At 62.8% G+C, this 20,652-nt stretch carries 19 protein-coding genes; 8 read left to right on the top strand and 11 right to left on the bottom strand.

All coding sequences use genetic code 11. The features are described from left to right. Positions 1–111: 111 nt before the first annotated feature. Positions 112–561, top strand: coding sequence for a host attachment family protein (locus EN943_RS20945; RefSeq protein ID WP_127414451.1), 450 nt, complete (start codon positions 112–114; stop codon positions 559–561). A 224-nt stretch (positions 562–785) separates the two neighbouring features. Next, positions 786–2,582, top strand: coding sequence for a YbaL family putative K(+) efflux transporter (ybaL, locus tag EN943_RS20940; protein ID WP_127414450.1), 1,797 nt, complete (start codon positions 786–788; stop codon positions 2,580–2,582). Between the two features lie 71 nt (positions 2,583–2,653). On the opposite strand, the gene EN943_RS20935 is transcribed toward ybaL, so the two are convergent. Next, entirely contained in the window at positions 2,654–3,463 is an 810-nt protein-coding gene (locus tag EN943_RS20935) for a helix-turn-helix transcriptional regulator (RefSeq protein WP_127414449.1), read from the bottom strand. Positions 3,464–3,580: 117 nt separating this feature from the next. Between EN943_RS20935 and EN943_RS20930 the strand changes: the two genes are divergently transcribed. Beyond that, complete coding sequence (locus tag EN943_RS20930) at positions 3,581–4,501, top strand: zinc-binding dehydrogenase (protein ID WP_127414448.1); 921 nt, start codon at positions 3,581–3,583, stop codon at positions 4,499–4,501. 13 nt (positions 4,502–4,514) lie between these two features. Here the strand turns inward: EN943_RS20930 and EN943_RS20925 are convergent, their stop codons facing one another. Continuing rightward, positions 4,515–5,267 carry an SDR family oxidoreductase gene (locus EN943_RS20925; protein WP_013529556.1) on the bottom strand — a complete coding sequence of 251 codons (753 nt, stop codon included), beginning with the start codon at positions 5,265–5,267 and terminating at the stop codon, positions 4,515–4,517. Between the two features lie 58 nt (positions 5,268–5,325). On the opposite strand from EN943_RS20925, the gene EN943_RS20920 reads away from it, so the two are divergent. Then, on the top strand, positions 5,326–5,799 hold the full coding sequence (locus EN943_RS20920) for a nuclear transport factor 2 family protein (protein WP_245475923.1): 474 nt from the start codon (positions 5,326–5,328) through the stop codon (positions 5,797–5,799). Positions 5,800–5,808: 9 nt separating this feature from the next. Here the strand turns inward: EN943_RS20920 and EN943_RS20915 are convergent, their stop codons facing one another. The 7 genes from EN943_RS20915 to EN943_RS20885 all read right to left on the bottom strand — a co-directional run bounded on the left by EN943_RS20915 (position 5,809) and on the right by EN943_RS20885 (position 12,142). Further along, positions 5,809–8,070, bottom strand: coding sequence for a transglycosylase domain-containing protein (locus EN943_RS20915; protein WP_127414447.1), 2,262 nt, complete (start codon positions 8,068–8,070; stop codon positions 5,809–5,811). Between the two features lie 170 nt (positions 8,071–8,240). Next, the gene (locus EN943_RS20910; RefSeq protein WP_127414446.1) at positions 8,241–9,155 is read right to left on the bottom strand and encodes a hypothetical protein; all 915 of its coding nucleotides are present in this window, start codon (positions 9,153–9,155) and stop codon (positions 8,241–8,243) included. 18 nt (positions 9,156–9,173) lie between these two features. Beyond that, positions 9,174–9,320: a hypothetical protein gene (locus EN943_RS20905; RefSeq protein ID WP_013529552.1), complete on the bottom strand. Its 147-nt coding sequence runs from the start codon at positions 9,318–9,320 to the stop codon at positions 9,174–9,176. Between the two features lie 25 nt (positions 9,321–9,345). After that, complete coding sequence (locus EN943_RS20900; protein ID WP_013529551.1) at positions 9,346–9,600, bottom strand: GlsB/YeaQ/YmgE family stress response membrane protein; 255 nt, start codon at positions 9,598–9,600, stop codon at positions 9,346–9,348. 110 nt (positions 9,601–9,710) lie between these two features. Next, the gene (locus tag EN943_RS20895) at positions 9,711–9,914 is read right to left on the bottom strand and encodes a hypothetical protein (protein WP_127414445.1); all 204 of its coding nucleotides are present in this window, start codon (positions 9,912–9,914) and stop codon (positions 9,711–9,713) included. A 96-nt stretch (positions 9,915–10,010) separates the two neighbouring features. Then, positions 10,011–10,631 carry a ribonuclease D gene (locus EN943_RS20890; RefSeq protein ID WP_095084743.1) on the bottom strand — a complete coding sequence of 207 codons (621 nt, stop codon included), beginning with the start codon at positions 10,629–10,631 and terminating at the stop codon, positions 10,011–10,013. Between the two features lie 125 nt (positions 10,632–10,756). After that, a complete protein-coding gene (locus tag EN943_RS20885) occupies positions 10,757–12,142 on the bottom strand; it encodes a M20/M25/M40 family metallo-hydrolase (protein ID WP_127414444.1) in 1,386 nt (461 codons plus the stop codon). Between the two features lie 414 nt (positions 12,143–12,556). On the opposite strand from EN943_RS20885, the gene polA reads away from it, so the two are divergent. Then, positions 12,557–15,508: a DNA polymerase I gene (gene polA, locus EN943_RS20880; protein ID WP_164778293.1), complete on the top strand. Its 2,952-nt coding sequence runs from the start codon at positions 12,557–12,559 to the stop codon at positions 15,506–15,508. A 152-nt stretch (positions 15,509–15,660) separates the two neighbouring features. On the opposite strand, the gene EN943_RS20875 is transcribed toward polA, so the two are convergent. Then, a complete protein-coding gene (locus EN943_RS20875; RefSeq protein ID WP_027037743.1) occupies positions 15,661–16,065 on the bottom strand; it encodes a Fur family transcriptional regulator in 405 nt (134 codons plus the stop codon). A 244-nt stretch (positions 16,066–16,309) separates the two neighbouring features. Between EN943_RS20875 and EN943_RS20870 the strand changes: the two genes are divergently transcribed. From EN943_RS20870 to EN943_RS20860, 3 genes are read left to right on the top strand one after another with little or no spacing between them, the layout of a single operon-like run. After that, positions 16,310–18,514 carry a caspase family protein gene (locus tag EN943_RS20870; RefSeq protein ID WP_127414443.1) on the top strand — a complete coding sequence of 735 codons (2,205 nt, stop codon included), beginning with the start codon at positions 16,310–16,312 and terminating at the stop codon, positions 18,512–18,514. 17 nt (positions 18,515–18,531) lie between these two features. Beyond that, a complete protein-coding gene (locus EN943_RS20865) occupies positions 18,532–19,008 on the top strand; it encodes a hypothetical protein (RefSeq protein ID WP_245475922.1) in 477 nt (158 codons plus the stop codon). After that, a complete protein-coding gene (locus EN943_RS20860) occupies positions 19,005–19,712 on the top strand; it encodes a hypothetical protein (protein WP_127414442.1) in 708 nt (235 codons plus the stop codon). The genes EN943_RS20865 and EN943_RS20860 overlap by 4 nt, the downstream gene beginning before the upstream one ends. A gap of 117 nt (positions 19,713–19,829) precedes the next feature. On the opposite strand, the gene EN943_RS20855 is transcribed toward EN943_RS20860, so the two are convergent. Next, the coding region (locus EN943_RS20855) for a serine protease (RefSeq protein ID WP_164778292.1) at positions 19,830–20,652 on the bottom strand (823 nt) is incomplete at its 5' end.

The raw sequence follows: 20,652 nt of genomic DNA, 5'->3' as shown, positions 1-20,652 counted from the left end.
GGTGTCGACTGGAACATTACCGGCTCGGGGTGCGTTCTCAAAATGCCCGTCATGTCGGATCGATACCCGGCTGCGAAAAGGCCACCACGCGGCTAAAAGGAGCCTGTCATCATGAACACAATCTTACTCAAGCACGGTATCTGGGTCATGGTGGCCGATGGCGAGAAGGCGCTTTTCCTCAGGAACGCCGGTGACAACAAATACCCGAATCTCGAGGTGGTGCACGAAATGCAGCAGGACAACCCGCCCACCCGCGAACAAGGCAGCGACAGCCCCGGCCGATACAATGACGGTCCCTCCATACACCGCAGCGCAGTCGAGGATACGGACTGGCACCGCATCGGCAAGGAGCGTTTCGCCGATGAAATCGCTGCCCGGCTCTACAAGCTCGCGCATGACGGCGAATTCCGCGAGATCGTGCTCGTCGCACCGCCGGTGGTGCTTGGGACAATGCGCAAAAAACTGCACAAGGAGGTCGAGGACAAGGTGACCGCCGAAATTCCCAAGACATTGACCAACCATGCCATACCGGAAATCGAGGCCTTGCTGCGAGCAGCCTGATCATGGTCGATCGGCCCTGACCGATCGAGACGAATAGCACCGCACAAATTCCGATTCGACCGGTAGCTTTCTCAGCTGCCGGTCAAATATTTGCGGCAGCGCCGTCGATTTCATGCCTTTGCGGGTTGCATCGCCGACATACCATCCACCATATTGCAAACAGGCGGCGGCCTTGGGCGGCGCTCATCCAACATCGCTGTTTTTTGAAAGGCGCTCCATAGACAATGCCGCATGACACGCCCCTTATCGCCACCATCGTCGCCGGTCTGGGGCTGGCTTTCGTCTTCGGGGCTCTCGCCAACCGCTTCCGCATTCCGCCGCTGGTCGGTTATCTCGTAGCCGGCGTGCTGGTCGGGCCGAACACGCCTGGCTTCGTCGCCGATGCCGGCCTTGCCAACGAACTGGCCGAAATCGGCGTCATCCTCCTGATGTTCGGCGTCGGACTGCACTTCTCGCTCAAGGATCTGCTGTCGGTGCGTGCCATCGCCGTGCCGGGCGCCATCGTCCAGATTGGCTTTGCCACCACGCTTGGCGCCGGCCTTGCCTGGATGCTCGGCTGGTCGATGGGCGCGGGGCTGGTGTTCGGCTTGGCGCTGTCGGTCGCCTCGACCGTGGTGCTGCTGCGTGCCCTGCAGGAACGGCGGATGATTGAGACCGAACGCGGCCGCATCGCCGTTGGCTGGCTGATCGTCGAGGATCTGGCCATGGTGCTGGCGCTGGTGCTGCTGCCGGCGCTCGCCGGCGTGCTCGGCGGTCAGGAGCAGGCCGACGCCCATGCCAGCGGCCTGCTGTCGCTGCCGGCCAGCTACGGCATCTGGGGCGTCGTAGGCATCACGCTGGCCAAGGTCGCCGCTTTCGTCGTCGTCATGCTGGTGGTCGGCCGCCGGGTCATTCCCTGGATCCTGCACTATGTCGCCCATACCGGCTCGCGCGAACTGTTCCGGCTGGCGGTGCTCGCCATCGCACTCGGCGTCGCCTTCGGTGCGGCAAAATTGTTCGGTGTCTCGCTGGCGCTGGGCGCCTTCTTCGCCGGCATGATCATGAGCGAATCCGAACTCAGCCACCGCGCCGCCGAGGAATCGCTGCCGCTGCGCGATGCCTTCTCCGTGCTGTTCTTCGTCTCGGTCGGCATGCTGTTCGACCCGTTCAGCCTGATCAGCAATGGCTGGCCGATCCTGGCAACGCTCGCCATCATCGTCATCGGCAAATCGTTGGCCGCGTTCGCCATCGTTGTCGTCTTCGGTTATCCCATCGCCACGGCGCTGATAATCTCGGCAAGCCTTGCCCAGATCGGCGAGTTCTCCTTCATCCTGGCTGAACTCGGCGTCGGGCTGAAGCTGCTGCCGGAACAGGGCCGCGACCTCATTCTGGCCGGTGCGATCCTGTCGATCGTCCTCAACCCGCTGATGTTCCTGGCCATCGACTGGATGAAGCCGTGGCTGGAACGGCGCGCCGCCAGGACGGCACCACCGGTCGAGGCAAAGCCGGTTGGTCCGGCGACGGAGCCGGGCCAGGTAGCCTCTGTCGCGGCTACGGCGAAAAAGGAGGACGGGCCGCCGCCAAAGACGGCACTCACCGGCCATGCCATCCTGATCGGCTACGGCCGTGTCGGTGGCCTGGTCGGCTCGGCGCTGAAAGACGCGGCACTGCCCTTCCTGGTCATTGAGGACGCCGACAAGACGCTGGCGAAGCTGAAAGCGGACAGCATCGAGACCGTCGCCGGCAATGCGGCCAATGCCGAAGTGTTCGCCGCCGCCAATCCCGAAGGCGCCAGCCGGCTGATCCTTGCCATCCCCAATGCCTTCGAAGCCGGCCAGATTGTGCTTCGCGCCCGCGCCGCCAATCCCGGCATCAACGTCATCGCCCGTGCCCATTCCGACGCCGAGGTCGAACATCTCAAGGGTTTGGGCGCCGATACGGTGATCATGGGCGAACGCGAGATTGCGCGCGGGATTGTGGAAGAAGTTCTCGGTTCCAAACCGGAGTTGAGGCGCGAAACCGCCGAGCCATCGGTGGCCTGAGTCCCAAAGCCCAGGCTGCACTCTCGCGCGCTGGCAACGTGATCGGCTCGACCCAGCCTTTCAAGTGAGCATTACGCCACGAATGCAGAGCCGCCATTTTGCGCGATACCACTAAGGTATTTGGCCGGCGGCTTCCCAAGCGCCTTCTTGAACATGGTGATGAAGGCCGTGACCGAACCATAGCCGAGATCGCCCGAGACTTGCTGGACACTCTTGCCGGAAGCCAGTTCCCGAATTGCAACGATCAAGTGCAATTGCTGGCGCCACCGCCCGAAACTCAGCCCTGTCTCCTTTGCCACAAGGCGGGCGAGGCTGCTCTCGCTGAGCGCCACGCGGTTGGCCCATTCCGCCAGTGTGCTGCGGTCGGCAGGATCTTGCGCCAACGCTTCGGCGATCCTGTTCAAGCGCGGCTCGGACGAGATCGGCAGGTGTAACTGCTGGACAGACATGCGTGGCAATTCGGTGAGCAGCATTTTGGTCAAGAGTTCGCCCCTCGCCCCGTCATCCTCCACCCGATCGGAAAGCTCGATGATCAATTCGCGCAGCAGTGGCGAGATCGAAAGCGTGCAGCACCGCTCCGGCAGATCGGCGGCTCCCGGCTCTATGTAGACGAAAAAAATCCGGGCGTTGGCGGTTGCGACATTGCTGTGCTCCATCCCGCCTGGGATCCATACCCCGCAATGCGGCGGCACCATCCATAGACCGCTTGGGACGCGGCATGTGACGCCGCCTGCAAGCGCGAAAACGAGTTGGCCCTTGCGGTGCCAATGGGAGGGCACCTCGGCTCTGGTCTCTGGGATATCGACGCGCACGGCAATCGCAGGCGCGGAAAGGTTATCCACATCGAAATCGAGCCAGGGGTAGCTGAGAGGCTGCTTCATGGTTGACGGTTTTTAGCGATCAATTGCCTCCATATCTAAATTATTCAAAGGCAAAAGTCGATAAGGTACACTTGCGAATGAGCGGTGCGACCGCCGCGCAGCCAGGAGGTATGAATCATGCTCGCCCTCGTCATCTCCTCCGACAGCGCGACCGGACTGAGGATCTCGGAGCTTGCCGAGCCTCAACCGGCGTCGAACGAGGCGCTTGTCTCGGTCCACGCGACCTCGTTGAACCGCGGCGAATTGCGCCTCCTCGCCATCCGTCCGAATGGCTGGATACCGGGTCAGGACATCGTTGGGATTGTCGACAAAGCAGCGACCGATGGTTCCGGGCCAGCCGTGGGCGCCCGAGTTGCCGCTCTGGTCGACCAGGCCGGATGGGCTCAACGTGTCGCCGTTCCAACCGACCGTCTCGCAGTCCTGCCGGATGACGTCAGCTTTGCCGCCGCCGCCACGCTGCCAGTCGCGGGCACGACGGCGCTGAGGACTTTGCGCCATGGCGGCGACCTGGCCGGCCAGCAGATCCTGATCACCGGCGCAAGTGGAGCGGTCGGCCGTTTCCAGATCCAGATCGCCCGCGAGCAAGGCGCCTCGGTGACCGCCATCGCCGCTGCCCGGCATGCCGACGATCTCCGCGGTCTGGGAGCCAAGCAGATTGTCGAAACGATCGAGCTGGCTGAGGGGCCGTTCTCGCTGATCACGGAGTCGGTGGGCGGTAAAAGCCTCGCACTCGCGATCGAACGCGTCGCACCTGGCGGCACCATCGTCATGTTCGGTTCGAGCAGCGGCGAACTGACGCCCATTGGATTCCGCCAGTTCGTTCCGGATCACGAAGGGGCGAGGCTTCAGACGTTTGCGTACTACACGTCTGGTCCAGGCATTGGCGAGGACATCGCCTCGCTGCTCGCTCTGGTCTCAGCCGGCCGGCTCGAAACGCGCGTGGCCTTGACCGTGCCATGGACAGACATGGCCCAAGCGCTGGACGCACTGCGACAGCGCAGCTTCAGCGGCAAGGCCGTTCTCACCATAACAGGATGAGCATCCTGTTATGTCACACGTGCTGACCGCCATTGATGTGGATTTCCGAGCCCGTCACATAGGACGCTTGCTGCGAACACAGGAAGAAGATGATGTCGGCGACTTCGGCCGTGGTGCCAAGGCGCCTGAGAGGGATGGTCTCGACGATCTTGTCGGTGCCCGGCGACAGGATCGCGGTGTCGATCTCGCCGGGCGCAATGGCATTGACGCGGATTCCGTGCGGGCCGAAATCATGTGCCATCTCGCGCGTCAGCGAGCCAAGTGCCGCCTTCGATGTCGCGTAGGCCGTGCCGGCGAAGGGATGCACGCGGGTTCCGGCGATCGAGGTTACGTTGACGATCGAGCCCTTGGCCGCCGCCAGCTCCTTGAACAGGCCGCGCGCCAGCATGATCGGCGCGAAGAAATTGACCTGGAACACGTCGCGCCAGACATGCATCGGCGTGTCGATCGAGTTCATGCGGCTGTTGCCGTCCTTGAGCTTCGGCGAAATACCGGCATTGTTGACCAGCGCATGCAACTGGCCGCCATGCGCTTCCAGCCGGTGGCGGATTTCGGAGACGGCGATGCCGACATCCTCCTGATCGGCGAGATCGACCTTGATGTGGTCTTCCGGCCCGGCCGGCCACGGGCAGTCCTCGGCGAAAGCCTGCCTGGAGCAGGTGATGACGCGCCAGCCCTCGCGCGAAAAACGCTTGACGGTGGCGTGGCCGATGCCGCGGCTGGCGCCGGTCAGCACGATGGTCTTTCGGGTGTCGAGTTCAGTCATTTCAAGGTCTCCGGCCGGCAGATGTAGCCGAACGCCGCCGAGGTGGCGAGAGGCCGAAATGTCACCATTCACCTCAAAAGGAGGAACCGGGAAGCTGGCTCGCCGTTGGTTCGGGAGTGCAGGACAAGGGCGCGGGGTTTCAGCTCAAAATCAATCGGACAGAGCCATGACACAGACAGCCCCCCTCGACATAGCCACCGCCTTCACCAAGGCGTGGACGAGCCACGACCTCGAAAAGGCAGCATCCTTAGTCGCCGACGACGTCGTCTTTGATGGGCCGATGCAGCAATCGACCGGCAAGAAACCCTACCTTGAGGGCCTGACCAAACTTTCGCAGGATGTGACCGGTGTGCGCATGATCGCGGCCTTCGGAGATGATCACCAGGCGCTGCTTATGTATGACTTGATGACAAAGTCGTCCGGCGCGCTTTCCTGCGCCAAGCACCTCACCATCAGCGATGGCAAGATTCACAGCGACAAACTGACCTTTGACAGCAAGAAGCTGGGCAGCGCCAAACCAAAGGCGAATTAGCGGATCGGATCAACCGCCAAGGAGGTCGAGGATCGAGGTCTGCCGCTTCTTGCGCGGACCCCCGACGTCGCCTGGTGGCACCGGGTGCTTGATCGACGCGGTGGCGCCGTCATCCTCCGGCATGGAAAGGCCATCGGCATCGACGGTTTGGGCGGGACGGGCCGCGCGGACCGGCGCTTGGGCAACCGGCGCTGCTGGCCGCGCCGGTGCCTGCTGGCCGACCGACGTGGATGGAACCGGTGCCGTGTTGTTCGCCGAGGGTATTTCGTCGGGGACGATTGTGTCGGCCGGCGTCGATTTCCAGGTGCCGGGCAGCGGCCGCACCGGCACACCCTCGTGGGCCGCAACCATGAATTCGTGCCAGGCCTGTGCCGGCAGTGCGCCGCCGGTGACCTTCTTCATCGGGCTGCCATCATCATTGCCGAACCACACACCGGTGGTGAGGTTGGCGGTGTAGCCGACGAACCAGGCGTCGCGCGAATTCTGACTGGTGCCGGTCTTGCCGGCCGATGGCCAGGCGAAAGCCGCTTTCCGGGCAGTGCCGATCTCAACCGTACCCGTCATCATCGAGTTCATCATGCCGACGATCTCAGGCTTGACGACACGCGGCGCGCTGCCGCCGCCGCTATCGTAGAGCACCTTGCCTTCGGTGGTCGTCACGCGACGGATGAAATGGATGTCCGGCTTGTAGCCGCCATTGGCAAAGGGGACAAAGGCCGAGGTCAGCTCAAGCGGCGTCACTTCCGAAGTGCCGAGCGCGATCGAGGTGTTGGCTATCAGGTCGGACTGGATGCCCATGCGGTGCGCCGCCTCGACAACCGCGTTCGGTCCCACCTCCATGGTCAGTTGCGCGGCCACCGAGTTCAGAGACTTGGCCAGCGCGGTGGCCAGCGTCACCTTGCCGAAATACTTGCCGCCGTAATTGTCGGGCGTCCAGTTACCGATCTTGATCGGCGCATCGTTGCGGATGCTGTCGGGCGTGCGGCCGGCCTCGAGCGCAGCCATATAGACGAACGGCTTGAACGCCGAGCCCGGCTGGCGACGTGCCTCCGAAGCGCGGTCGAACTGGCTGGTCGAATAGTCGTAGCCGCCGACCATGGCGCGCACCGCACCGGAATCGTCGATCGACACCAGCGCGCCCTGGCTGACGTTGAGCTTCTTGCCGCTGTCGTCTATCAGCCTGCGGATCGATTGCTCCGCGAGCTTCTGCAGGTTCAGGTCGACGGTGCTGTCGATGACGATATCGCCGCGTACGTCGCCGATCAGATCGGGCAGTTCCTCCATGATGGTATCAGCGACGTAATTCTCCGACCCGGTCCAGTAGGACGGCGCACGCGTTGCCGGCGCGCTCATCGCCGAGGTCAGTTCCTTGGCGCTGATCTTGCCCTCGTCGCGCATGGCGGCAAGCACCAGCTGTGAGCGCTCCTCGGCGGCCTTCGGATCGCGTGCCGGCGACAGCCGCGACGGCGCCTTCAGCAGGCCGGCAAGCAATGCGGCTTCCGACAGGGTGACGTCGCGCGCGCTCTTGCCGAAATAGCGGCGCGAGGCGGCCTCGACGCCATAGGCGCCGGAACCGAAATACACCCGATTCAGGTACATTTCCAGGATCTGGTCCTTGGTGTGCTTGTGCTCCAGCCACAGCGCCAGCAGCACTTCCTGCACCTTGCGCTCCAGCGTGCGGTCGGGTGTCAGGAACAGGTTCTTGGCCAATTGCTGGGTCAGCGTCGAGCCGCCCTGCGAGAAATGCCCGCCAAGCACATTGGTCACCATGGCCCGCGACAGCCCGATCGGGTCGATACCGAAATGCGAGTAGAAGCGGCGGTCTTCGATGGCGATGACGGCTTCCGGGATATAGGGCGACATTTCATGCAGGCCGACGGCCTCGCCGCCGCTCATGCCGCGATTGGCGAGCAATTGGCCATCTGCCGAGACGATCTTGATGTTGGGGGCGCGGTCGGGAATCGACCAGGTCGTCGCCGCCGGCATCTTGGCGCCGTAGTAGACGACGATGCCGGCCACGGCGATGCCGCCCCAGATGGCGAGCACGAAGCACCAGTAGAACAGCCGGCCGAGCACGCCAAACAGGCCGCGCCGGCTTCTGCCGCGCTTGACCCGCGACGATTTCCCTTTGGCTGGCTTGCGTTTTGCAGAGGCTTTGCGATTGCTCGGCACGACGCGATCCTCCTCGTTCACCGAAAGACCCGCCGAGGACCGCGCCTGCGGCGGCCCCTCGAAACTGGGTTCGATGCGACTGTCTCTGCGGTTCGCCATGCGCTGTGCTTGATGTCCCCGATGCCTATGGCGTTCGGGTTGAAGAGTAGATGCGGCGATTTAAGGGCGGGTTAAGTCGTGTTCGAATGCCGGCCTTGGGGGTTGGGCAGCCAAAAAGGCCAGCGTCCGCTCTTTGCGGGTCACTGCCACCACGCTGTTCGACGTCTCGTTCAGATAGGCTCGAACTTCACATCCGGCTGGTCGGGACCGCCGGCTTGCCGCAACAGCGCGAGAATGTGTTCGCCCCTGTCAAGCTGCTGTCGTCTCCAGTTCGAGGCATTCGTTACATGCAGCCAGCCATCGACCACCATGAAAAAATCCTCGGATTGATCATGTCCCGCGCCGAAGCGAAGCGATTTGTTTTCAGCAAACCGAACCAGCGCCGGGTCGATCGACCTGTAGAGCACCGGCCAGTTGCCGCCGCCGGAATCCATATGAAACTTGTAGCTCGGGGCGAAATCCAGCCGTCGCTGCAACAGGCTTCCATCGAAAAAACAGAAGCCGGGCCACAGGAACCAGCCGCCCGGCGTCGGCGTATCGCGCCGCGCGCTGCCGTAGAGGCTCTTGCCCTCCATCCGGGCGCGGATCGAAAATGGTTCAGTCGGAAAGATGTCATGATCGATGAAGCCGAAAAGCTTCGGCCCGAACCTGGGCAAGAAATTCCGCACGATCCAGTTGAGCGCTTGACCGTGCGATCTGCTGACGACCAGCCTGTTCTTCGGCAATGCCACATAGGGGACATGCTGGCGACGGCAGAGATCACGGATCGCTACCCTTGCCTCGCCCTTGTTGCTGTTGTCGAAGACGATGTAGCTTTCGTGCTCGGCCAGGTATCGGCGCGCCAGGTGGATCTGCCATTCGATCATTTCGGGCCGGTTGAACGCCACAGTGGCGACGACCGCATCGCGGAATACCTGCTCTTGCCCCTGCAATTCGCTGACCGGCGCGGATGTCCTCAAAAAGCGAAACACCCGCCAATGATAGCGCAGCAGCGCCTCACGCCTCGGCGGCCTGTTCAGCCTCTCCCATTCCGCCACGGTGATTCCAGGCCGATCGACGTCTTCCGGAGCGTCAGAAGCCACCATGTCGCGCTCCCGCATGGCTTAGTTCTGCTGGATCGAAATGCCCTTGTCGTCGATCTTGAGCTCGACGCCCTTGGGTTTGGTCTGCTCGCGATAGACATAGATACCGAGCGCGATGACCACGACGACGAGCGCGCCGATGACGAGATAGAGCGTATTCTGTTTCATGGCGCGCTCTTTGCGTTGTCGAGCCTCAGGCTCTTTTCAGGACCTTGACCAGCACCAGCAGGATGATGGCGCCGATCGTGGCATGGATGATCGCGGCGAGGGTGCCGCCGCCGATGGAAAAGCCGATCCGCGGAAACAGCCAGCCGGCGATGAACGCACCGACGATGCCGACGATGATGTTGCCGATCAGGCCGAAGCCGAAGCCGGAAACGATGAGACCGGCGAGCCAGCCGGCAATGGCACCGATGATGATGAAGACGAGCAGGCTTTCGACACCCATAGCGATTTCCTCCGAGCAAGAGGGCGACCGCGGAACGGAAAGCCCCGAATCGGCCTCGATATCAACAGCTTCAGGCTATTCGAAAGCAGCCGGCCTCACCAGCGGCGCGCTTATTGATCGTCATCGTCGCTTGCGGCAGGGCGCCAACTGGTCGGCTCGACCTTCTTTTGCGTGTGACTGTCGGTGTAGACCCACCAGCCGTCGTCGCGATATTGCGCGATGGATTCGTTGATCACGCCGTCGCTGTCCTTCCAGGTCACGGAGACCTTGGAGCCGTCTGTCGGCGCGGTCGCTATCGGCTTTCTGTCCGTCATGTCATCCCCTTTGAGCCGGCAAAGCTGAGCCGACAGAACGCCGCCGCCTGCATCCGGTTCCAACCGGTCACCGGCAGCGGAGCGCACCGACGACCGTCAGCTATGGGCGAAGATATCCTCTTCGTCCCAGCCCATCAGGTCAAGCTTGGCACGCGTCGGCAGGAAGCGGAAGCAAGCATCGGCCTCCTTGGTTCGTCCGTCGCGCGCCAGTCGTCCGGCCAGCACATCGCGCAGCCGGTGCAGATAGAGCACATCGGAAGCGGCATATTCGAGCTGTTCGGGCGACAGCGTCTCGGCCGCCCAGTCCGACGATTGCTGGGCCTTGGAGAGGCCAACGCCAAGAAGCTCGAAGCAGATGTCCTTCAGCCCGTGGCGGTCGGTATAGGTGCGGGTGAGCCGCGAGGCGATCTTGGTGCAGAACACCGGCTCCGGCATCACGCCGAACGCATTGTAGAGCACGGCAAGATCGAAGCGTCCGTAGTGGAACAGCTTGGTTACGCCGCGGTTCCGCAGCAGGCTGACGAGGTTCGGCGCCTTCTTCTGGCCGGGCGCGATCTGGATGACATCGGCCGTGCCGTCGCCAGGCGAAATCTGCACCACGCACAAACGGTCGCGATGCGGATTGAGCCCCAGCGTCTCGGTGTCGATGGCCACCGCCCCGACATTGTAGTGCGAGAGGTCGGGCAGGTCGTTTTTATGGAAGCGGATATCGGCCATTGTGTTCTCCGGTCGAGCCCTACAGTGCCCCCTGACCCGCAAGGGACGCTGCAGCGCTTTGTCTTGTGGCCCGTCCTCGCCGCGATCCGCTGAAAAATCAACAGGAAAACAGGGGTTTCCGCCGCTTAACGCGTCAAGGCATCGAGAATCCGCGCCCAGGAGCGCTGGCCCTTGTGGAAGGAGCTGAGCTCGTATTTCTCGTTGGGCGAATGGACGCGGTCGTCATCGAGGCCGAACCCGACCAGCAGCGATTCCATGCCGAGATAGGTCTGGAAGTCGCCGACCACCGGGATCGACCCACCGCTGCCCGTCGTCACCGCCGGCTTTGGCCATTCGTCGGACAGCGCATCCTTGGCCTTGGCGAGGAAGGGCGAGTCGTAGGAAAGCTGGATTGCCGGCGAGCCGCCATGCGGGTGGAATTCGACCGAACAGTCGGTCGGAATCCGCTCCTTGACGAATTTCTGGAACGCCGCCCGGATCTTCTTTGGGTCCTGCTTGTGGACGAGGCGAAACGACACCTTCGCCGAGGCTTCGGCCGCGATCACCGTCTTGAAGCCCTTGCCGGTGTAGCCGCCGATGATGCCGTTGAACTCGGCGGTCGGCCGCGCCCAGGTCAACTCCAGCACGGAACGGCCCTTCTCGCCCGACGGGATCGACAGGCCGACTGGTCCGAGGAACGTCTCGGCCGTCTCGCCGAGCGTCTCCCATGATTTCAGGATCTGCGACGGCGTTTCCTCGACGCCGTCATAGAAGCCGGGAATGGTGATGTGGCCATCCTTATCGTGGATATCGGCCAGCACCTTGGCCAGGATGCGGATCGGGTTGGCGGCGGCACCACCATAGAGGCCCGAATGAAGGTCGCGGTCGGCGGCCCTCACCGTGATCTCCTCGCCGACCAGCCCGCGCAATCCCACGCAGACCGACGGCGTGTCGCGGTCCCACATGCCGGTATCGCAGACCAGCGCGAAATCGGCCTTGAGTTCGTCGGCATTGGCTTCGAGGAACGGCTTCAACGAGGGCGAGCCGGATTCCTCCTCGCCCTCGAACAGGATGGTGATGCGGCACGGCAGATTGCCGTGCACTTGTTTCCAGGCGCGGCAAGCCTCGACGAAGGTCATCAACTGGCCCTTGTCGTCGGCCGATCCCCGACCGGTGATCACCTTGTGGTCCGGTCCGACCTCCTTGACAGCAGGCGCGAACGGATCGCTTTCCCACAATTCGATCGGGTCGACCGGCTGCACGTCATAATGGCCGTAAAACAGCACATGCGGCGAACCGGCCGGGCCGTCATGGTGCGCAACCACCATCGGGTGGCCTGATGTGTCGCGCACGCTGGCATCGAAGCCGATCAGCTTGAGTTCGGCCACCAGCCATTCCGCCGCCTCGCGGCAGTCGGCGGCATAGGCCGGATCGGTGGAGATGGACTTGATCTTCAGCAGGCCGAACAGGCGCTCAAGGCTCTGGTCGAGATTCTTGTCGAGACGGTCGAGGACGGGGGAAACTGCGGACATGTGTGAAGCCTTTCGATTCAGAGCCGGAACCGTAAAGGCATGATGGGAAAACGAAAAGCCCGCGATCGTTGGACCACGGGCTACAAACGTCTGTCTGAGGTAAAAAAGACCGCCGTGGTGGAGGGGAACCACGGCGGCCTTCTACTCGAAACGATGCGGCAGCCCGGAGAGGGGGGATAGGCTGCCGCAGGTGTCCGGGATAGGCGGGGGACGGGCCTTGCTCCGGACTCGGCGAAAACTGCCGATGACGTGTATTTGGGTCTGTGAACGTGGCGATTCAAGGGCACGAAAATTACAGTTTTGTAACATGGGCGTGAGCAGGGTGATGGCGATCTGTCAGGGTGTTGCCGGAACCGATAGTTGAGGCTGCCTTTGGCATGGACCAAGCCGCCGCGCCGCGCTATCCCTGCCGACATGAAAAAAGGCGATCATCTCTTCCTTGTCGACGGCTCCGGCTACATCTTCCGTGCCTATCACGCGCTGCCGCCGCTGACCCGTAAGTCCGACGGTCTGCCGGTCGGCGCCGTTTCCGGCTTCTGCAACATGCTGTGGAAGCTGATGCTCGACGCCCGCAACACCGATGTAGGCATTGTGCCGACGCATTTCGCCGTCATTTTCGATTATTCGTCGAAAACCTTCCGCAACGACCTCTACCCCGAATACAAGGCCAACCGCTCGGCACCGCCGGAGGATTTGATCCCGCAATTCGGCCTGATCCGCCAGGCGACCAGGGCGTTCAACCTGCCCTGCATCGAGATCGAAGGTTACGAGGCTGACGATCTGATCGCCACCTATGCGAGGCTGGCCTGCGAAGCCGGTGGCGATACCACCATCATCTCCTCCGACAAGGACCTGATGCAGCTGGTCGGCGACACGGTCGGCATGTACGACCCGATGAAGGACCGCCAGATCGGCATTCCGGAGGTCATCGAAAAATGGGGCGTGCCGCCGGAGAAGATGGTCGATCTGCAGGCACTGACCGGCGATTCGGTCGACAATGTGCCTGGTGTGCCCGGCATAGGGCCGAAGACGGCGGCGCAACTGCTGGAACAGTTCGGTGACCTCGACACGCTGCTGGCCCGGGCCGGCGAGATCAAGCAGGACAAGAGGCGCGAATCGATCATCGCCAACGCCGACAAGGCGCGCATTTCTCGTCAGCTGGTGGCGCTGATGAACGATGTGCCGGTCGCCGAGGGACTGGACGACTTCGTCCTGCACGCGCCGGACGGCCCGAAGCTGATCGGCTTCCTCAAGACCATGGAATTCACCTCGCTGACCCGCCGCGTTGCGGAAGCGACCAGCACCGAGGCCGGCGACGTCCAGGCCGTCGCGATCACCGTCGAACGCGCCGATCACGCCCATGGTCCGGACGTTGGCGCCGGTTTGCCGCCGGTTGCCCGAAACGCGTCAGGCACCGAACCGGACGAACCCGGCGGGACGGCGGAGACGTCAAAACAAGGCGATACCCCTTCCCTGCTCGCGGCCCTAAGACTGGAGCGCGCGGCCACCGGCAAGATCGATATTTCTGCCTATCACTGCATCCGCGATATCTCGACCCTGAAAGCCTGGGTCGCCGAGGCGCGAGAGGCCGGCATAACCGCCTTCGACGTCAGGGCGACATCCGCCGATCCGATGCAGGCCGAACTGATCGGCATATCAATCGCCACGGCGCCCGGCCGCGCCGCCTATATTCCCTTTGCCCACATGAGCGGCAATGGCGACCTGCTCGGTGGTGGCGCGCTCGAAAACCAGATTCCGCTGCGCGACGCGCTGGCGGTGCTGAAACCGCTGCTGGAGGACAGATCGGTTCTCAAGATCGCGCAGAACCTGAAATACGATCTTGTCATCATGAGCCGCTACGGCATCGATGTCGCACCGTTCGACGACACCATGCTGATCTCCTACGTGCTCGATGCCGGCACTCCCCATGGTCACGGCCTGGACTCGCTAGCAGAGAAATGGCTGGGTCATACCCCGCTCCTGCTCAAGGACGTCACCGGCTCCGGCAAAAGCTCCGTCGGTTTCGATCAGGTCGACATCGACAAGGCGACCGCTCATGCCGCCGAAGACGCCGATATGACGCTGCGGCTCTGGCTGGTGCTGAAACCGCGGCTTGCCGCCAAGGGCCTGGTGTCGGTCTATGAGCGGCTGGAACGGCCGCTGGTGCCGGTGCTGGCGCGCATGGAACAGCGCGGCATCTCGGTCGACCGGCAGATCCTGTCGCGGCTCTCCGGCGAACTGGCGCAGGGCGCCGCTCGCCTCGAAGAGGAAATCTACCAACTCATCGGCGAACGCATCAACATCGGTTCGCCAAAGCAGCTCGGCGACATCCTGTTCGGGCGCATGGGCCTGCCCGGCGGTTCGAAGACCAAGACCGGCCAGTGGTCGACCTCGGCGCAGCTTCTCGAAGATCTCGCCGCCGAAGGTCACGAACTGCCGCGCAAGATCGTCGACTGGCGGCAGCTGACCAAGCTGAAATCGACCTACACCGATGCGCTGCCGGGCTTCATCCATCCCGACACCAAGCGCGTCCACACCTCCTACGCGTTGGCGGCGACGACGACGGGACGCCTGTCATCCTCCGACCCGAACCTGCAGAACATCCCGGTGCGCACCGCCGAAGGCCGCAAGATCAGGACCGCCTTCATCACCGACAAGAGCCATCGGCTGGTCTCGGCCGACTACAGCCAGATCGAATTGCGGGTGCTCGCCCATGTCGCCGAGATCCCGCAATTGCGACAGGCTTTCGCCGACGGCGCCGATATCCACGCCATCACCGCGTCGGAGATGTTCAACGTGCCGGTCGAGGGCATGCCTTCGGAAGTCCGTCGCCGCGCCAAGGCGATCAATTTCGGCATCATCTACGGCATCTCGGCCTTCGGCCTCGCCAACCAGCTGTCGATCCCGCGCGAGGAGGCCGGCAACTACATCAAGAAATACTTCGAGCGCTTCCCTGGCATCCGAGACTATATCGAGGAGACCAAGGCCTATGCCCGCGAGCATGGCTTTGTCGAAACGATCTTCGGCCGCCGCATCCATTACCCGGACATCCGGTCCTCGAACCCCTCGCTCCGCGCTTTCAACGAGCGCGCCTCGATCAACGCCCGCCTGCAAGGCACCGCCGCCGACATCATCCGCCGCGCTATGATCCGCATGGAGGAGGCGCTGGAAAAAGCAGGCCTTTCGGCACGCATGCTGCTGCAGGTGCATGACGAACTGATCTTCGAGACAGTCGAGGCGGAAGTCGAGGCAACGATCCCGGTCGTGCGTCACGTCATGGAAAACGCGGCGATGCCGGCGGTATCGATGTCGGTGCCGCTGCATGTCGATGCGCGGGCCGCCAACAACTGGGACGAGGCGCATTAGCGCCAACGCAAGGTGTGTTGAGATTCAGGTCAGGCCGAGCCGAAAAGGGTGGGTTCCGAGAACCGGAGCGGAGCGTACGTTTGGGTACGTGAGCACCGGAAGCGCAGGAAACCGCCATTTGCAGGCCGGCATCACCTGAATATCAACGCACCTTAGGCCGCTTCGGCCAAACACTTGGCACACGTCCCGCGAAACTCGATCACCGCCTTCTTGGCGGCGAAGCCGGTGGAGCGCACCCATTCGTCCAACCGGTGGCCGACATCGTGGTCGGACATTTCGGTGACCTGCCCGCATGTGTCGCAAATGGCGAAGGCAGTCATCGAATGGCTGTGGTCATGCGGCTCGGCGCAGGCGACGAAGGAATTGATGCTTTCGAGCCGATGCACGAAACCTGACTTCACCAGCGTGTCGAGCGCTCGATAGACCTGCAGAGGCGCGCGAAAACCGCGCTCACGCAGCTGGTCGAGCAAGGTGTAGGCACTGAGCGGTCCGCTGGCGGTCTCGAGTTTCTCGAGCACGCACAGCTGGTTCTTCGTCAGCACATCCCTTGCCGCCATGATCCTGTTTCCAACTCGCCTTGCGTCGCTTGTGCCGCGCACAAACGATCCATGTCCCATCCAGATAGCGACGAACAGGCATCTTTGCTACTGTTTCCAGCATTCTGCCTGCAAGGCGGTCGAGAACATCGATCGGAGCGGGGCAACAGGCAGGCTGCTCTGCGATGTGACGTTCAAAATACTGACAATATCTTCGGCGAGGATTGCCGCGCTTGGAAATTCGGTCGGGCTTGGGGAAGCAATCATGATCAAATTGACGCGGCGGGCGCTGCTGGTCGGCACGTCCGCCTTGACCATGGCCGGCATGGTTTCGTTCCGGACCATGGCCGCATCGCGCACCTACCATGCGCTGCTGATCGCCTGCACCGAATATCCCAACCTGCCGCAGAGGAACTGGCTGGTCGGGCCGAAGAATGATGCAGCCCTCGTCCGCGACTATCTGCTGAAGAATGTGCCCGACCCCGTGCGGTTCGCGCCCGAGAACGTCACGCTGCTCGCCAAGGATGTCCCCGGCGCCAGTGGCCTGCCGACCCATGCGGCCATCGAGGCCGCATTGGCCGACCTTGCCGCCAAGGTTCAGCGCGACGATTTCGTCTATCTGCATCTGTCCGGTCACGGCGCCCAGCAGCCGCAGATGGTCAAGGGCGACGAGACCGACGGGCTCGACGAGATCTTCCTGCCCGTCGATATCGGCAAATGGATCAACCGCGATGCCGGCGTGCCCAATGCGCTGATCGACAACGAGATCGGCGCGGCACTCGACACCATTCGCGACAAGGGCGCTTTCGTCTGGGTTGTCTTCGACTGCTGCCATTCCGGCACCGCGACACGCGCCGTCGAGGTCGATGACGAGCTGGAGCGCAAAGTCGAGTTCGCCGACCTCGTTGGCGGCAACGAGGCCGAGCGGGCCGCTGCGATCAAGGCCTATGACGAAGTGATTTCAGCCGCCGGCTCGCGCGGCGTCGACGACAATGGCACGCGCAAGCCCGCCTTCAACCTGACCCCGACCGGCGGCGAACCGATCGCCAAGGGCAAGCTGGTCGCCTTCTATGCCGCGCAGACGGTGGAGACGACGCCGGAAATGCCGTTGCCCAAGGGCACAGCGGATGCGCCCCGGTTCGGCCTGTTCACCTTCACCATCCTGTCGAAACTGGCTGAGAATCCCAACGTCACCTATCGCCAGCTTGGGCAGGCCGTGCTGCAGCAATATTCGGCCGACGGCCGCACCCGGCCGACGCCGCTGTTCGAAGGCGAACTCGACGCGCGGGTGTTCGGCACCGACAAGACCGATGCAGTCATGCAGTGGCCTGTCGCCATCAAGGACGGCGAAGCGACGATCGGTGCCGGGCTGCTGCATCGCCTCGCTCCGGGCAGCAAGCTTGCCATCCTGCCCTCAGCACTGTCGCCACTTTCCGACGCGGTCGGATTTCTGGAAGTGCGGTCGGCCAGGAACCTGGAAAGCCGCGTCAAACCGGTCGAGTTCGACAAGAAGCCGGCACTGAAGCTGGCCGATATTCCGGCCAATGCCTATGCGCGGGTGGCGGAGATCGCCGTCGACTATAAGCTCACAGTGGCGCGGCCGGCCGCCACCAAGGGACTTGAGAAGGAAGCCGCTCTGGTCAATTCTGTTCTCGACGAACTGGCCACAGCCAGGGAAACCGGCTTCAACATCGAGCTGGTCGAGCCCGGGCAAGGCGCCGAGCTCCGCTTTGCGGCGATGCGCGAGAATGCTGTTCCCGGCGCCGCCAAGGATGCGACCGACAAGCCGGCGCTGTGGTTCCTGTCGGCGTCGGGCGACGTGAGCCTTAAGGACGGAAGCAAGCCGCCGCTGATCATCATCCACCTGGATGACCGCCCGAAGCTGGTCGATGCAACGACCCGGAACCTGCGCACCATCTTCCGCGCCACCGGGCTTTCGCGGCTGGCGGCGGCCTCCGACTACAAGCCCGAGGACGTCGACGTCCAGTTCCAGGTCAAACGCCGCGACAAGGATGGCCTCGAACCGTTGCAGGCTTCGGTGGTGCCGCGCGTCTCGCCGGGCGACGAAGTGCATGTGCTGGCCAAGAACAGCTCGGACCTTCTGATCGACATCAACGTGCTCTATGTCGGCAGCGACTACTCGATCACCCACATCGTTGCCGAACGCCTCGCCCCGAAGGCCACGCTCGAAGAGGGACTGCTGGCCTTCACCGACACCAGTTTCGGCATGGAACGGATGATCGCGGTTTTGACCGAGGCGCCGCCGGAGAGCGAAAAGGAGGACCTGGGTTTCCTGGCGCAGGACGGCGTCGCCTCGGCGACACGCGGAACGGGCTCCGCCGGCTTCTCCGACATGCTGACCGATCTCGGGATGGCGCCGGCAACCCGCTCGGTGATGCGGCTTGCCGACAAGAGTGGCCCGAAAGGCGCGGTGATGATCTTCCCGATGGAGACGGTGCCGCGCACCTGAGCGGATGCCGCCGCCGCATGGCTCTGCCGGATCTTGCGCGATCGGCGCGATATGAGAACATTCCCGGCCGCGTCTTGACGCATGACGGCCAGATGAAACGGATAGGATCGATTGTGAAGAATTCTGTGTTTTCCTGGCGTGGAACGGTGGCTGGCCTTGCCGGCGGCCTGTTGCTGATCGCCAACGCTTCGGCGGACGAGGCCTGCGGCCTGTGCGTCAAGCAGATAGTCACCAACTCGGAACTGGCGACGTGTTTTCTCGATCAGTACGACCAGTTCGCCAAAAGCGATAGCGACGCGGTTGTCGTCGATCTCAGCAACTGCGCCTCGCGCGGCGTCGTCGAAGCCTTGCCGTCACCGAACAAGGGAGCGGCGGAGCCCGATGTACAGTTCATGATTTCGCGCCTGCAGTTGCAATGCCTGAAAAAGAAGCTGGAGACGCCGGGCATCGTGCTTGATCCCTCCGCCACCATTGAACTGGACAGCTGCGGATGAAGAAGCCGGCGGGCAACACCAGGCAGACAGCAATGACCGCACCCGCAAAGGCGCAGGCCGGCAAACCGGCCCTGCAGGAAACCACCGAAGGTTTCCCGTGGCCAAGCAGCCACGAGATCAAGAAGGAGAGCAACCCCTTCACAGACCGCGATTGGCGCATGCTGGTCTATGCCTGGTCGGGCATGGCCGTGCGTCTCGCCATCATCTTCACCTTGATGTTCTCGGTCTACCAGTTCCTGGCCAACCAGGAGCAGAAGCGCGTCGAGCAGACCATGTCGCTTGTCGAGCTCTGGGAAAACAAGGACTACCAGCAGGCGCAGCGTGCCCTGAAGGATCGTCTGACGGGCCTCAACGCCAAATATGACAATCTGCTCAGCGCCAACCCCTCGCCCACCGAGGAGCAGGTGTTCCGGCAACGCATCGGCATCGAGGCGATGACCGCCTCCGGCGGCGACATGCCGCTCGCCGATTTCAGCGAGAATTTCGACCGCATCGTCTATTTCCTCAACCGTCTGTCCTTCTGTGTCGACGGCGATTTGTGTTCACGCAAGGTGACCGATGCGTATTTCCGCGACTATGCCGTCTCTTTCTGGAGCTATTTTGCCGGCTACATAGACAAGCAGCGCAAGGCGGGTTCTCCCACTTTCGCTTCGGCAATCGAGAGCTACGTGCGCAACGGCACGCCTGCAACCGAAGCCAAATAGCGACGCGAAATGCGCGCTGCTGCTGGCCGCGTGCAAGGGTCGCAACGAATGCATCCGCCAGAAAAAAGGCGGCGGGATTGCGCCGCCGCCTTTTTCTCCACCGCGAATGCGCAGCGATTACTTATACAGGCTGTTGATCCACTGGACGTTGGCAGCATTCAGGCGCACGGCGGTGTTCGCGTCGGGGCTTTCCGCCACGTTGACACCGGTGATGATGCGCTGCTTGGCCTTGTTGTCGTAGGCATAGACCGAGCTGCCGCTCGACCCCGGGAACGTATCGCAGTCATACTGGAAATATTCCGGGGCGATGTTTTCGGCATGCACTTCGCAGTTTGCCTTCCACATCGTGCCCATCGGCTTGTCGCCGGGATAGCCAACGAGGTTGGCGGTGAAGTCGCCGAGATCCTCATAGTTGGCATAGCCCAGCCAGCCGAGGTTGGTGCCGACATCCTGCTTCAGCGTGACGATGCCGAGATCCCACAGCAGGACCGAACCATAATAACCCTGGTAGTTGTCGATGAAGCCTTGCAGCACATAGGCGCTTTCGAAGCCGAAAGCGCCGAACGGTGCGTCGTCGGCCGTGCTGCCGTTAAGACCTGGCACGAACAAATAGTCGGAGAGCCAATCCTTGTCCTCATGGCTGTAGAGGCAGTGCGCGGCGGTGAGCACCGTGCGCGGGCCGATCAGCGTTGCCGAACAGCTGCCGAAGCTGCCCGTCTTCGGCGACTTGGCTTCGAGATAGCCTATTGCCGAGAACGGATAGGTCTTGGTGTTCTTGACCTGCTCGCGATCGTCGGCGCCGAAAACCTGGCGGCCGGCTTCACCTTCGCCAAGGTCCGGATCTTCGGTCTTGCGCGGAGCCCCGTCGATCCCATCGGCCGGAGCATTCAGTTGCTGGATGATAAGCTCCCGCAGCGCTTCGCTCGGCTCGATCTTGATC

Source organism: Mesorhizobium sp. M7A.F.Ca.US.006.01.1.1 (genome assembly GCF_003997935.1).
In the GTDB taxonomy this organism is placed as follows: Bacteria; Pseudomonadota; Alphaproteobacteria; order Rhizobiales; family Rhizobiaceae; genus Mesorhizobium.
Note: the sequence above shows the minus strand (reverse complement) of the source record. Positions and strands in the feature narration are given on the sequence as shown.

Bases quoted from the DNA above. Each gene is read 5' to 3' on its own strand.
- EN943_RS20945 (WP_127414451.1), top strand. From the start codon at position 112: ATGAACACAATCTTACTCAAGCACGGTATCTGGGTCATGGTGGCCGAT.
- ybaL (WP_127414450.1), top strand. From the start codon at position 786: ATGCCGCATGACACGCCCCTTATCGCCACCATCGTCGCCGGTCTGGGG.
- EN943_RS20935 (WP_127414449.1), bottom strand. From the start codon at position 3,463: ATGAAGCAGCCTCTCAGCTACCCCTGGCTCGATTTCGATGTGGATAAC.
- EN943_RS20930 (WP_127414448.1), top strand. From the start codon at position 3,581: ATGCTCGCCCTCGTCATCTCCTCCGACAGCGCGACCGGACTGAGGATC.
- EN943_RS20925 (WP_013529556.1), bottom strand. From the start codon at position 5,267: ATGACTGAACTCGACACCCGAAAGACCATCGTGCTGACCGGCGCCAGC.
- EN943_RS20920 (WP_245475923.1), top strand. From the start codon at position 5,326: ATGTCACCATTCACCTCAAAAGGAGGAACCGGGAAGCTGGCTCGCCGT.
- EN943_RS20915 (WP_127414447.1), bottom strand. From the start codon at position 8,070: ATGGCGAACCGCAGAGACAGTCGCATCGAACCCAGTTTCGAGGGGCCG.
- EN943_RS20910 (WP_127414446.1), bottom strand. From the start codon at position 9,155: ATGGTGGCTTCTGACGCTCCGGAAGACGTCGATCGGCCTGGAATCACC.
- EN943_RS20905 (WP_013529552.1), bottom strand. From the start codon at position 9,320: ATGAAACAGAATACGCTCTATCTCGTCATCGGCGCGCTCGTCGTCGTG.
- EN943_RS20900 (WP_013529551.1), bottom strand. From the start codon at position 9,600: ATGGGTGTCGAAAGCCTGCTCGTCTTCATCATCATCGGTGCCATTGCC.
- EN943_RS20895 (WP_127414445.1), bottom strand. From the start codon at position 9,914: ATGACGGACAGAAAGCCGATAGCGACCGCGCCGACAGACGGCTCCAAG.
- EN943_RS20890 (WP_095084743.1), bottom strand. From the start codon at position 10,631: ATGGCCGATATCCGCTTCCATAAAAACGACCTGCCCGACCTCTCGCAC.
- EN943_RS20885 (WP_127414444.1), bottom strand. From the start codon at position 12,142: ATGTCCGCAGTTTCCCCCGTCCTCGACCGTCTCGACAAGAATCTCGAC.
- polA (WP_164778293.1), top strand. From the start codon at position 12,557: ATGAAAAAAGGCGATCATCTCTTCCTTGTCGACGGCTCCGGCTACATC.
- EN943_RS20875 (WP_027037743.1), bottom strand. From the start codon at position 16,065: ATGGCGGCAAGGGATGTGCTGACGAAGAACCAGCTGTGCGTGCTCGAG.
- EN943_RS20870 (WP_127414443.1), top strand. From the start codon at position 16,310: ATGATCAAATTGACGCGGCGGGCGCTGCTGGTCGGCACGTCCGCCTTG.
- EN943_RS20865 (WP_245475922.1), top strand. From the start codon at position 18,532: ATGGCTCTGCCGGATCTTGCGCGATCGGCGCGATATGAGAACATTCCC.
- EN943_RS20860 (WP_127414442.1), top strand. From the start codon at position 19,005: ATGAAGAAGCCGGCGGGCAACACCAGGCAGACAGCAATGACCGCACCC.